Here is an 11,076-nt window from a genome sequence, read left to right on the forward strand (position 1 = left end):
AGTATCGAAAGCGCTGCGTTGCAACAGATTGAAATTCTTCTGCGCGGGTGCAAAACCAGTTCACCTTTGAGCGCACTCACACTGGCATAATCCACCGCATCTCAGATCGGAGTGTGCCCATGTCGCGCTACTTTTTTTTATCGTTGTGTGTGTGTTTTTCGGTGGCCCAGGCCGCCGAAAAAACCACCCCAAATGAGGCTCACGATCTTGCTTACAGCTTGGGTGCGAGCCTGGGTGAGCGCTTGCGCCAAGAGGTGCCGGATCTACAACTCCAGGCATTGCTCGACGGCCTGCAACAAGCCTATCAAGGCAAGCCACTGGCATTGAAAGACGAGCAGATCGAACAGATTCTGGCCGAGCACGAAGCCCAGGTCGCCGAGCAACCTGCCGTCGCGCAAAGTGAAATCGCGCTGGAAAAAGAGCAGCGGTTCCTCACCGAGGAAAAAGCCAAACCGGGTGTTCGCGAACTGGCGGATGGAGTATTGCTGACGGAGTTGGCACCGGGCTCTGGCGCCAAGGCCGGCCCTAACGGCAAGGTCGAAGTTTTATATATCGGACGCCTTCCTGACGGCACGGTGTTCGATCAGAACAGCAAGCCGCAGTGGTTCAGTCTGGATAGTGTGATCAGCGGCTGGCGCAGCGCACTGCAAAACATGCCGGTGGGTGCGAAATGGCGCCTGGTGATTCCATCTTCCCAAGCCTATGGCGCGGACGGTGCCGGCGACCTGATCGCGCCGTTCACACCGCTGGTGTTCGAAGTCGAATTGCGCGGCGCCACAAGCTGAAAGCCGGGAACGAAAAACGGCGCGCATAGCGCACCGTTTTTTAGTCTTGCAGGAGAGGTTCAGGCCTGAACCGGGTCCTCTTCCTTGTGAGCCGTGTGCAGCACTTCGATCAGGCAATCTTCCAGTTCGAAGCGTTCGTGCAACAGCCCGCCCAGCTCCTTGAATTTTTCTGCGACGCACTTGCCTGCATCACACAGGTCATTGAACGCCAGTAGCTTCTCGGTGATGACGTCGATGCGCGGGTAAATCGTCTCGGCCAGCTCCAGCCCGCGAGTATCGCCAAACGCCTTGGCTTCGCCGGTCAGCTGTTCGTAGATTTCGAAGTGCCCGGCAGACACGTAATCGACCAGCACTCCGCAGAATTCCTGCAACGGTTTTCGGTTTTCGCCCAAAGCCTCTGGCTTGGCGCCGAGAGCATCGTAGGCCCGAACTAGTTCGTGACGCTCCTGCAACCAGCGATCGATCAGCAGATGCACTCCACCCCAACGTTCCTGAGCATTCTGACAACTTTCGAGCATGGTGATCTCTCTTCCCTTATGGGTCATGCTGCCCTACACCTGTCGCAGACTTGAAAATCAAGAATCGACCAGGCAGAGCGTCATCGAGCAACATAATTCCAATGACACGTGCGGGCCAGATTATGCCCGCGCGACAATGGCTTCAAGGTACGCAGGAGATAAAGTTCATACAAGTGTTTAATCACCCGCCAGCCCCCGGTGCGACGACACGCCGCTGAGCGGTCGCTCGCAGGCAAGCCAGACAACGCGCAGCAGCTGATAAACACCCAGAATCGTCATCGCCACGAAGAGCAGCAGACTCCATTCCGGGATGCTCAGGTCGAACAACGTCCAGGAGATTTCTGCGCAATCTTCGTCCCCTTTGAACATCCGCGTCACTTTGCACAGCCAGGGCAGGTTCTCGTATAGGGCCTGCGGATTGGTGGAGCAGGTCGATAGCTGATGCGCCGGATCGCTTTGCAACAAGACTTGCCGCCACGCCGTGACCATACCGGCGAAACTGCATGACAAACCGAGCAGCCAATAAAGAAAAGTCCCGAAGCGGCCGGGGCCATGCACCGAAGCAGTCAGGCAGACACCGGTAAACAACGCCAGGCAGACTCGCTGCAAAAGGCATAACCCGCAAGGCTTGAGGCCGATTGCATATTCCAGGTAATAGGAAACGCCCAAGGCCAGGGCACCTGCAATAAAAGCCATGAAAAACAAGGAGCGTGAGCAGGCCAAAAACATGGCTTATCCGTAACAGTAGAGACAGGCGGTTACGGTAGAGGAAAGCGCGCCAGGCTTTCAAGGCAGGCCGGCACGGACACTTCACCAGAAGTGTAGGGAATTCCCGACAGCGTCGAGAGGATTTGATGTAGCCCTCTGTAGGACAAAGCCAATCAGGAACTACAACGCCAAACATTCAACGGATTTCACGCGACCGAATCGCGCGAAATAACGGCTTTCGCCCCTATAGCAGCCTGCGTCCGGCTGCAAAGCAGCCGTCATAAATTCAAACGCGATAAGCCTGATGAAACCGTGGCGCTCGTTTTACGACTGCTTCGCAGCCGGACGCAGGCTGCGCCAGCTGCTACAAGGGGATCGTTTCAGGCGTAAACGGGCGCTGGGAGTGGTGCCGCCAGCAGGCGCTCGTCCAGCAGACCCAGGCCTTCCTGGAACAGCTGATTGCTGCGCTCTGTGTCGCCGAGCTGTGCGAGCAATCGCGCCAGTTCCGCACAGGCTTCCGGGTTGCGCTGTACCCGCAAGCTGCTTTCCAGATAGTCCCGCGCCTTGCCCCACAGACTGCTTTGCAGACACAGGCGGCCGAGTGTCAGCAAAAGGCTTGGGTCGGCCGGATGATCCTTGAGCCAACCCTCGGCCGTTTGCAGTTGACGAGCCGGATCACTACCGCGCACCAGACCGTAGAGACGAGCCAGATGACTGTCGTACTTGCGCTTGAGCGCCGTGCGCAGAACCTCCTCCGCTTCGACCTGTGCGCCCAGTTGCCGCAGCTGCTCCGCGTAGGCCAGCACCAACTGTGGTTCCTGGCGCTGAGCCGAGGTGAGTTGCTGCCAGGCGCGATTGAGCGATTGCAAACCGACCGTGCCATCCGCTTCCTGATGCGCCGCCAGGGAAAGGTTTTCACCCCACGCCCGGCGTTCCAGATCGGCCAGCTCGGCGGGCGGCAAGACTTTATCCTTGCGCAGCTCAGGCAGCAGGCGAATCACCGCCGACCAGTCGCCGCGCTGCTGATGCAGACGCTGCAACTGGCGCAGGGTCTGAACGTTATGAGGATGACGCTCGTGCATGGCTTGCAGCGTCACCAGGGCGCCTTCCGTGTCGCCACGGTCGTTCTGCAACTGGGCGTGACTCAAGGCAATCGCCAACTCCGCCTGGGGCTGGCGTTCGAGGGCGCGCTCCAGCAAGTTGTCGCATTCCTCGTAGTGACCTTGCTCATTGGCGGCGCGTGCAGCCCCGAGGTAATAGAGCAGCGGCTGTCGCTCGGCTTCGGCGGCGCGATGCAAATGACGCTGCGCACTGGCCCAGCGTCCTTCTGCCAGGTCCAGCTGACCGTGTTCGATCGCCACTTGTACCCGTCGGCTGCGATTGCGTCGCGACCAAGGATTGACCACGCCGCTGGAAGTCATCACCAGCTCGATCAACGCCTTGATGCCCCAGAACACCAGCCAGAGCACCGAGACCAACGCCAGGGTCGCCCACAGGCTCGCTTCATAGCGGAAGGTCTTATAGGCGATCAACACGTAACCGGAATGCTCGGCGATCGCCAGGCCCAGTGCGGCGGCTGCGGCGATGACCAGAAACACGATCACATAGAGGCGTTTCATGGCGTGGCCTCCTGCGCATTGTTCGCGGCCGGTTTTGCCATCGGTTTGATCGAGTCTTCGGCGTTGACGTTACGCCGCTCCAGATACCCCTGAACCGCACTCAACGTCCCGGTCAGGTCCGGCGTGACCACAGTGACCGGCTGCTTGCTCAACTCACCCACCTGCTCAAGCATGACTTTGCTTTGAGGGTTGTCCGGGTTGAAGTTGCCCGTCAATACATCACGCGCCTCGGCCAGCGCCTGGGTGTAAACCGCTGCCTGGCCATTGAGCGCGGCCCATTGCGCCTGCTCCAGCGCCAGGCTCAGCGCCAGACGCACCTGACTCAGGCTCTGCCCTGCCAGCAAAGGGCGAACATTTTTGTCAGCATTGAAGTCGATGCGGATGTAGCGCGAAATCTGATCCCACCACTGCGCCCAACGACTGGCACCGTCGCCATCGGCCGTCAGACCCAACAGCGATTCGCCACGATCCTTGTACTCGGGGGCCAGCTCGGTGAGGTCGATGACCTGATCGCGCAACGCGCCCAATCGCAGGAACAACCCGGTACGATCCGGCTGTGCTGTGCTGCGCAGTGCCACCAGGGTTTTGGCCACTTGCTCGCGAGCGGCAAAGGCACCCGGATCGTTCTGTTCACGCAGAATTTCATCGGCGCCCTGCACCAGGGCCTGAGCGCTGCTGATGTCCTGCAACGCAGAAAGGCGCAGGCTAGCCAGACGCAACAAGTGCTCGGCTTCGGCTAGACGCCAATCCTTGCGACTCGCACCGAGGACGGTTTCCAGACGCTGATTCAAGCGTTGCTGATCACCTTGCAACTGCGTCACCAGGCGGCTGCGAGCGTCCAGTTCTTCGGCCGCAGGCATTTGTTCAAGGCGCGCGCTCAGGCGCTGTTCATTGAGTTTCAGGCTCTGCGCCTGATCGTTCAACGCCTGGACCTGGCTCAACTGCTGCTGATTGTTGGCTTGCAGGTGACGCACCTGCCAGACACCCCAACCGCCCACGGCAACACCGGCAGCGCCCAGCAGCAGCGCGACGATTGCCAGCCCATTGCCCCGGCGCTGCACTGTGGCAGGTGGTGGAGTTTCAACCGGCGCTTCAAGCACCGGCAGCACGTCATCTTTAGGCAAGGCTGTTTCGCTCACGTATCCATCCTTTGCATTAGAGAACGGGTTCGGGATGCTCCCGTAACGCCGTCAGCAAAGCCGTGGCACTGGCGCCACGACAATCCACAACTGTTTGGGCCCCGGCGGCACGTGCCAGCTCGGCGACCCGGGGGCTTGGAACAAACAACGGCAACCGCGCCATTTCAGGCCAGGCATCGCCCGCCAATTGGCGCAGGTGCTCAAAACCCTGTCCACTGCTGACCACCAGCCCGTTCAAGCGTTCCGCTTCGATCCGGTCAGGCAGCGCCGTCGACGGGTATTGAGGCAGTCCGCGACGGTATAACTCCAGATACTCGACACTAGCACCAAGCTCGCGCAAACGCTCAGCCAGCAACTCGCGCCCGCCCTCCCCGCGCAGGATCAGCACCCGCGGATCGGGTCGGGCAATCGCCTCGCGCAACGAGGGAAGTTCGAGCAAGGCTTCGCTGTCATCGCCCTCAGCGGGATAACTCACGTCCAGCCCGTTATCCGCCAGGATCTGCGCAGTCGCCGCGCCCACGCTGAACCAGCGTGGGGACGGTGGCTGTGGCCAATACTGATTGAGCAGGTCAACGCCGATTCTGGCGGCCGGTTTACTGACCACGATCACCGCACAGTAACGATCCAGCCCCCGAATCACCTCGCGCATTGTGTCAGAGACAGCAATCGGCTCGATCTCCAGAAGCGGCAAGCTGCTGCTGAAAATCCCCGCTTGCGACAAAACACTGGTCAGCGCCGCCGACTCATCCGCAGGGCGCGTCAGCAGCAGACGCCAGCCCGTCACTCGTGACCTGCCTCGCCATAGACCGCCTTCAGAATGTCGCCGGCGCCCTGGCTCAGCAAGTCTTCAGCCACTTGCACACCCAAGGCTTGCGCATCGCCACGTGGTGCGCGGGCCTCGGCGCTGAGCAGCAGGCCGCCGCTCGGATCGCCCACCAGACCGCGCAACCAGATCTGCTCGCCTTCAAGCACGGCGTAGCAGGCGATTGGCACTTGGCAGCCGCCATTCAGGTGTTTGTTGAGGGAACGTTCCGCGGTCACACGGGTGGCGGTGTCCTGGTGATGCAACGGCGCCAGCAAGGCGTGAATTTCGCTGTCAACGCTACGGCATTCGATGCCGACCGCGCCTTGGCCACCGGCCGGCAAGCTGTCGTCGACGCTGATTGCCGAGGTGATGCGCTCTTCGAAGCCCAGACGAATCAGGCCGGCGGCCGCGAGGATGATGGCGTCGTATTCGCCGGCATCAAGCTTGGCCAGACGCGTGTTGACGTTGCCGCGCAGGAAGCGGATTTCAAGGTCCGGGCGGCGGGTCAGCAACTGAGCCTGGCGGCGCAGACTGGAGGTGCCGACGATGCTGCCTTGCGGCAACTCATCCAGGCTGGCGTAGGTATTGGAAACGAACGCATCGCGCGGGTCTTCGCGCTCGCAGATGCAGAACAGACCGAGGCCTTCGGGGAAATCCATCGGCACGTCTTTCATCGAGTGCACGGCGATGTCGGCTTCGTTTTCCAACAGCGCGGTTTCGAGTTCCTTGACGAACAGACCCTTGCCACCAATTTTCGACAGGGGCGAGTCGAGCAGCTTGTCGCCACGACTGACCATGGGCACCAGCGTCACAAGCAGGCCCGGATGAGCCTGCTCCAGGCGGGTCTTGACGTATTCGGCCTGCCACAGGGCAAGAGCACTTTTGCGGGTGGCGATGCGGATTTCGCGAGAGGACATGGATCAATCCGTACTGAATAGATACGGCGGATAATAACAGCTCAGCCAAATCCACTTTGACTTGTATCAGACACTGCGTGGCCTCCCTGGCCTCAGACGTCCAGCAATCGGGTGTGAAGTTCGCCTGTGAAGAGCGAATTAAAGCTGTTGCATCATTTTGCGCACGCCGGCCACGTGGCGACGGCTGACGATCAGGGCATCGCCATTGAGGCCTTTGAGGAACAGCTGAAAATGCCCCAGCGGCGTGCGTTGCAGGCGTTCGATGCGTTCGCGAGCGACCAGAGCGTTGCGGTGGATGCGCACGAAACGATCGCCGAATTCATCTTCCAGAGCCTTGAGCGGTTCATCCAGCAGCACTTCGCCGCCTTCATGACGCAAGGTCACGTATTTGTGGTCGGCAATGAAGTAGACCACCTGACCCAACGGGATCAGCTCAATGCCTTTACGTGTCCGGGCACTGATGTGGCTGCGTGGACCGCTACCGCTTTCGGCGGCTGGACGGGTCAGGGCTGCGAGCTGGACGCGATTGGGCCGCTCGGCTTTTTTCAACGCATGTTGCAATTGATCTGTATGCACAGGCTTCACCAGATAGCCCACGGCGCTGGCCAGCAGGGCTTCCACGGCAAATTCATCGGACCCGGTGCAAAACACCACGGCGGGCGGGGTTTCGCGTTCGCACAACCGGGCAGCCACTTGCAGGCCATCAAGGCCTGGCATGCCGATATCGAGCAACACGATATCCGGCTTGTGGCTGTCGATCAGCGCTAACGCCTCTTCGCCGTTCGTGGCGCTGGGCTCCAGGACAGTGTATCCCTCAAGTTCGCCAACCATTCGGCTCAGGCGCTCGCGGGCTAGGGGTTCGTCATCAACGATCAGGACATTCATATTGCGCTGGATTCCTGCGTGAGTCTCGCACAAGGATAGCGTAGACAGGTGAAGTGACGTCCGTCACCGCGATCCACGCTAAGACTAGCGCGAGGGCCAAAAAGTGCCGCGAGACCGGCGGCTAAATTTTCATCTGGCAAGTGATTGGAGGCTCTGGCCCGCATAAGCGAGGTATCGCCGTAGGGTTTGCCGATACACAATATGAACACCCCCTCTTCTTATAGTCAGCCGCAGCGCCGAGAAGTGCGCTGATCCTACTGTCCAACTGTAGACGGTTGCCGGGACGATATTGCTCAATTGAAAAATATCGTTGCGCAATTTCCCACAAGGCATGTCCTGAGTATGGACCTCGCCTTGTGAAAAAAACCTGTCGACCAGTGTCAGCGACAGGATTGGCAACCCTGTTATTATCCGCGGCAGCTTCCAACGTCATTTTTTCTTCAGCCGACACGAGCGAATTCATGAGCACTGACAAGACCAATCAGTCCTGGGGCGGCCGCTTCAGTGAACCCGTCGACGCCTTCGTCGCCCGCTTCACCGCCTCCGTCACTTTCGACCAGCGCCTGTATCGCCACGACATCATGGGCTCGATCGCTCACGCCACGATGCTGGCCAAGGTCGGCGTGCTGACCGACGCCGAGCGCGACAGCATCACCGATGGCCTGAAGACCATCCAGGGTGAAATCGAGGCCGGCCAGTTCGACTGGCGCATCGACCTCGAAGACGTGCACATGAACATCGAGGCGCGCCTGACCGACCGCATCGGCGTCACCGGTAAAAAGCTCCACACCGGGCGCAGCCGCAATGACCAGGTCGCCACCGACATCCGCCTGTGGCTGCGTGACGAGATCGACTTGATCCTCGCCGAAATCACCCGCCTGCAAAAAGGCTTGCTGGAACAGGCCGAGCGCGAAGCCGGCAGCATCATGCCGGGCTTCACCCACCTGCAAACCGCGCAGCCGGTGACCTTCGGGCACCACATGCTGGCCTGGTTCGAAATGCTCAGCCGCGACTATGAGCGCCTGGTCGACTGCCGCAAGCGCACCAACCGCATGCCGCTGGGCAGCGCTGCGCTGGCCGGCACCACTTACCCGATCGACCGCGAATTCACGGCTCAATTGCTGGGCTTCGATGCCGTCGGCGGCAACTCGCTGGACAACGTGTCCGATCGTGACTTCGCCATCGAGTTCTGCTCCGCCGCGAGCATCGCGATGATGCACTTGTCGCGCTTCTCCGAAGAGCTGGTGCTGTGGACCAGCGCGCAGTTCCAGTTCATCGATCTGCCGGACCGCTTCTGCACCGGCAGCTCGATCATGCCGCAAAAGAAAAACCCGGACGTGCCAGAGCTGGTGCGCGGCAAGACCGGCCGCGTCTTCGGCGCGCTGATGGGCCTGCTGACCTTGATGAAGGGCCAGCCACTGGCCTACAACAAGGACAACCAGGAAGACAAGGAACCGCTGTTCGACGCCGCCGACACCTTGCGCGACTCGCTGCGGGCCTTCGCCGACATGATCCCGGCGATCAAGCCCAAGCACGCGATGATGCGCGAAGCCGCGCTGCGTGGTTTCTCCACCGCGACCGACCTGGCGGACTACCTGGTGCGCCGCGGCCTGCCGTTCCGTGACTGCCACGAAATCGTCGGCCATGCCGTGAAGTACGGCGTAGAAAGCGGTAAGGACCTGGCAGAAATGAGCCTGGAGGAACTGCGCAAGTTCAGCGACCAGATCGATCAGGACGTGTTTGCCGTGCTGACCCTGGAAGGTTCGGTAAACGCCCGCGACCATATCGGCGGGACTGCGCCGGCGCAGGTCAAGAAGGCTGTGGCGCGCGGTCAGACATTGCTCGCCAGCCGCTAAATCGCTAAAAGCTTCGCGGGCAAGCCTCGCTCCTACGGGATTCACGCCGATACGAAATCCGCGCAAATCCTGTAGGAGCGAGGCTTGCCCGCGAAGGCATTCTTGAAAACGCTACAAAACCTACTTCTTGGACGCGACCATCGCCATAAACGCCGGCATCGCCGCTTCCTTGTCCGCTGCAATCCGCTGCACGTTCGGGTTCTGCTCCAGTCGCTCCAATAGCGCCTGGGCTCCCGGCATATCCGCCAGCAGATCGATATCGAACAGCTTCTGCCCAACCGCACGAGCCAATGGCACGCTGTACAGGAAATACAAATCCGCAAGACTCAGACTGTCACCCGCGACATAAGGTGAGAACTTGCCGTGCCTGCCCAACGCAGCAAAGCCTGCCAACAGCTCGGCCTTGGTCTTGTCCTTGATCGCCTCCGGCACCTGCATACCGAAAAACGCCTGGGGGTAACAGGCGCGAGCCGGCAACTCGATGTACAGCTCGATTTCCTTGGCCAGCGCCAACACCTGCGAGCGCTCGAACGGATCGCTCGGCAGGAGCGGCATACCTTTCTGACTTTGCTCGATGAACTCGAGGATCACCGCAGTTTCGTTGATGAAACCCTGCTCGGTGCGCAAGACCGGCACCTTGCCGCGCGGACTGATGGCCAGCGCGTCCGGGCTTGTGCCGGCATAAAACGGTACTTCTTCAAACGGCACGCCCTTCTCCAGCAGCGCCAGCTTGACCATGTTGTAGTAGTTACTGACGGAAAATCCATAAAGCTTGAGCATCACAAAGCCTCCAGGCCGTGCGGGGTTGGCAGTGCCTGTTTATAGAACGCCGCAGCGATTCCTGCCAGCAGCATCACAGCGCTGAATGCAGGTAAACTGGCCGCCTTAAACTTGAGGAGCCTGCCATGAGCGAGCCAACCGACATCGATAACGACGAAGAAGAATTCACCGAAAACACCCTGATCGAAGCCATCGAAAACCAGATCGAAAGCGACAACCCGCCAGCGGCCAAGGCCACTTTCAACAAGCTGACCCTGGTGGGTTACGAGCGTGAGGAAATCCTCAACCTGATGGCCCACGTGTTGGCGGTAGAAATCGACGCGATCCTCGAAGAAGACCGCCCGTTCAATACCGAATGGTACGAAACAGCGCTGCGTGCATTGCCAGAGTTGCCACCGGAAAAGAAGTAACCCCGACCTCCAGGGCGCAGGCCTCTGTGGCGAGGGAGCTTGCTCCCGCTCGAGTGCGAAGCGCTCGCAATATCTTCGACAGTTGCCGAGATTTTGGGGCTGCTTCGCAACCCAGCGGGAGCAAGCTCCCTCGCCACAAAAACCCCTTTGCCACAGAAGCTCCATCGCCTCACAACCTTCTCTCAACACAGATTGTCACCAATCTCCTCCGCCTTCCCCCAGACCCTGACTACACTGAATCCACCCCGCTGCCGCACCACCCGCCGGGGAATGCATCCCGAGGCGAAAAAACCCTGTCGCGAGCACTGGACATGCCGCACGAGTGGGCTCACCTTAGGGGCGCTGTCGTCCAATTCCTAGAAAGTCTGGAGTCCTTATGTCGCTTACCCCTGAGTTGGTTGCCGAACTGGAAATCCTCGCCCTCTTCAACCTGGACAGTTCCCAGGAAGGTTTGAAAATTCATCAGACCGCTGCCCCGAAAGCCATTGCTGCCGCTCAACGCCTGTACGAAAAAGAACTGATCGACCAGCCCGATGGTGGTTATCTGACCAGTCTGGGTCGTGACGCCGCGCAAAATGTGCAAACCGTTCTGACGATTCTGAGCGTCCAGGAAACAGCCTGAGCATTACCGCATCGCCCACGGAAACCCCTGCT

General features: G+C 60.0%; 12 protein-coding genes. 4 read left to right on the forward strand and 8 right to left on the reverse strand.

Translation table 11 applies throughout. The features are described 5' to 3' along the window. Positions 1-119 precede the first annotated feature (119 nt). Entirely contained in the window at positions 120-785 is a 666-nt protein-coding gene (locus ACA068_RS28385) for an FKBP-type peptidyl-prolyl cis-trans isomerase (protein ID WP_497306324.1), read from the forward strand. Between the two features lie 59 nt (positions 786-844). Here ACA068_RS28385 and rsd read toward each other — a convergent pair whose 3' ends face one another. The 7 genes from rsd to ACA068_RS28420 all read right to left on the reverse strand — a co-directional run bounded on the left by rsd (position 845) and on the right by ACA068_RS28420 (position 7,376). Continuing rightward, the gene (gene rsd / locus ACA068_RS28390) at positions 845-1,303 is read right to left on the reverse strand and encodes a sigma D regulator (RefSeq protein ID WP_403100019.1); all 459 of its coding nucleotides are present in this window, start codon (positions 1,301-1,303) and stop codon (positions 845-847) included. Positions 1,304-1,480: 177 nt separating this feature from the next. Next, entirely contained in the window at positions 1,481-2,032 is a 552-nt protein-coding gene (locus tag ACA068_RS28395) for a disulfide bond formation protein B (RefSeq protein ID WP_497306326.1), read from the reverse strand. 359 nt (positions 2,033-2,391) lie between these two features. Next, on the reverse strand, positions 2,392-3,630 hold the full coding sequence (locus ACA068_RS28400; RefSeq protein WP_497306327.1) for a heme biosynthesis protein HemY: 1,239 nt from the start codon (positions 3,628-3,630) through the stop codon (positions 2,392-2,394). Beyond that, positions 3,627-4,769 (reverse strand): uroporphyrinogen-III C-methyltransferase, encoded by a 1,143-nt coding sequence (locus ACA068_RS28405; RefSeq protein WP_497306329.1) that lies wholly within the window; start codon positions 4,767-4,769, stop codon positions 3,627-3,629. Before ACA068_RS28405 ends, ACA068_RS28400 begins: the two co-directional genes overlap by 4 nt. A 16-nt stretch (positions 4,770-4,785) precedes the next feature. Continuing rightward, positions 4,786-5,553 (reverse strand): uroporphyrinogen-III synthase, encoded by a 768-nt coding sequence (locus tag ACA068_RS28410; RefSeq protein ID WP_497306331.1) that lies wholly within the window; start codon positions 5,551-5,553, stop codon positions 4,786-4,788. Further along, positions 5,550-6,491 (reverse strand): hydroxymethylbilane synthase, encoded by a 942-nt coding sequence (gene hemC / locus ACA068_RS28415; RefSeq protein WP_497306333.1) that lies wholly within the window; start codon positions 6,489-6,491, stop codon positions 5,550-5,552. The genes ACA068_RS28410 and hemC overlap by 4 nt, the downstream gene beginning before the upstream one ends. A gap of 138 nt (positions 6,492-6,629) precedes the next feature. After that, positions 6,630-7,376, reverse strand: a complete 747-nt coding sequence (locus ACA068_RS28420) for a LytR/AlgR family response regulator transcription factor (RefSeq protein ID WP_497306335.1) — start codon at positions 7,374-7,376, stop codon at positions 6,630-6,632. Between the two features lie 461 nt (positions 7,377-7,837). Here ACA068_RS28420 and argH point away from each other — a divergent pair, with 461 nt between their 5' ends. Then, complete coding sequence (gene argH / locus ACA068_RS28425) at positions 7,838-9,232, forward strand: argininosuccinate lyase (protein WP_497306337.1); 1,395 nt, start codon at positions 7,838-7,840, stop codon at positions 9,230-9,232. Between the two features lie 120 nt (positions 9,233-9,352). Here argH and ACA068_RS28430 read toward each other — a convergent pair whose 3' ends face one another. Continuing rightward, the gene (locus ACA068_RS28430; RefSeq protein ID WP_497306339.1) at positions 9,353-10,012 is read right to left on the reverse strand and encodes a glutathione S-transferase family protein; all 660 of its coding nucleotides are present in this window, start codon (positions 10,010-10,012) and stop codon (positions 9,353-9,355) included. Between the two features lie 125 nt (positions 10,013-10,137). Between ACA068_RS28430 and ACA068_RS28435 the strand changes: the two genes are divergently transcribed. Both ACA068_RS28435 and ACA068_RS28440 read left to right on the forward strand, forming a co-directional pair. Beyond that, entirely contained in the window at positions 10,138-10,422 is a 285-nt protein-coding gene (locus ACA068_RS28435) for a hypothetical protein (protein WP_497306341.1), read from the forward strand. 376 nt (positions 10,423-10,798) lie between these two features. Beyond that, on the forward strand, positions 10,799-11,044 hold the full coding sequence (locus ACA068_RS28440) for a TIGR02647 family protein (protein ID WP_094470036.1): 246 nt from the start codon (positions 10,799-10,801) through the stop codon (positions 11,042-11,044). Positions 11,045-11,076: the final 32 nt, after the last annotated feature.

This window comes from Pseudomonas sp. LBUM1660 (genome assembly GCF_059695935.1).

What these genes read in the sequence shown, in the direction of transcription:
- ACA068_RS28385 (WP_497306324.1), top strand. Translation starts at nt 120, where the DNA reads ATGTCGCGCTACTTTTTTTTATCGTTGTGTGTGTGTTTTTCGGTGGCC.
- rsd (WP_403100019.1), bottom strand. Translation starts at nt 1,303, where the DNA reads ATGCTCGAAAGTTGTCAGAATGCTCAGGAACGTTGGGGTGGAGTGCAT.
- ACA068_RS28395 (WP_497306326.1), bottom strand. Translation starts at nt 2,032, where the DNA reads ATGTTTTTGGCCTGCTCACGCTCCTTGTTTTTCATGGCTTTTATTGCA.
- ACA068_RS28400 (WP_497306327.1), bottom strand. Translation starts at nt 3,630, where the DNA reads ATGAAACGCCTCTATGTGATCGTGTTTCTGGTCATCGCCGCAGCCGCC.
- hemC (WP_497306333.1), bottom strand. Translation starts at nt 6,491, where the DNA reads ATGTCCTCTCGCGAAATCCGCATCGCCACCCGCAAAAGTGCTCTTGCC.
- ACA068_RS28420 (WP_497306335.1), bottom strand. Translation starts at nt 7,376, where the DNA reads ATGAATGTCCTGATCGTTGATGACGAACCCCTAGCCCGCGAGCGCCTG.
- argH (WP_497306337.1), top strand. Translation starts at nt 7,838, where the DNA reads ATGAGCACTGACAAGACCAATCAGTCCTGGGGCGGCCGCTTCAGTGAA.
- ACA068_RS28430 (WP_497306339.1), bottom strand. Translation starts at nt 10,012, where the DNA reads ATGCTCAAGCTTTATGGATTTTCCGTCAGTAACTACTACAACATGGTC.
- ACA068_RS28435 (WP_497306341.1), top strand. Translation starts at nt 10,138, where the DNA reads ATGAGCGAGCCAACCGACATCGATAACGACGAAGAAGAATTCACCGAA.
- ACA068_RS28440 (WP_094470036.1), top strand. Translation starts at nt 10,799, where the DNA reads ATGTCGCTTACCCCTGAGTTGGTTGCCGAACTGGAAATCCTCGCCCTC.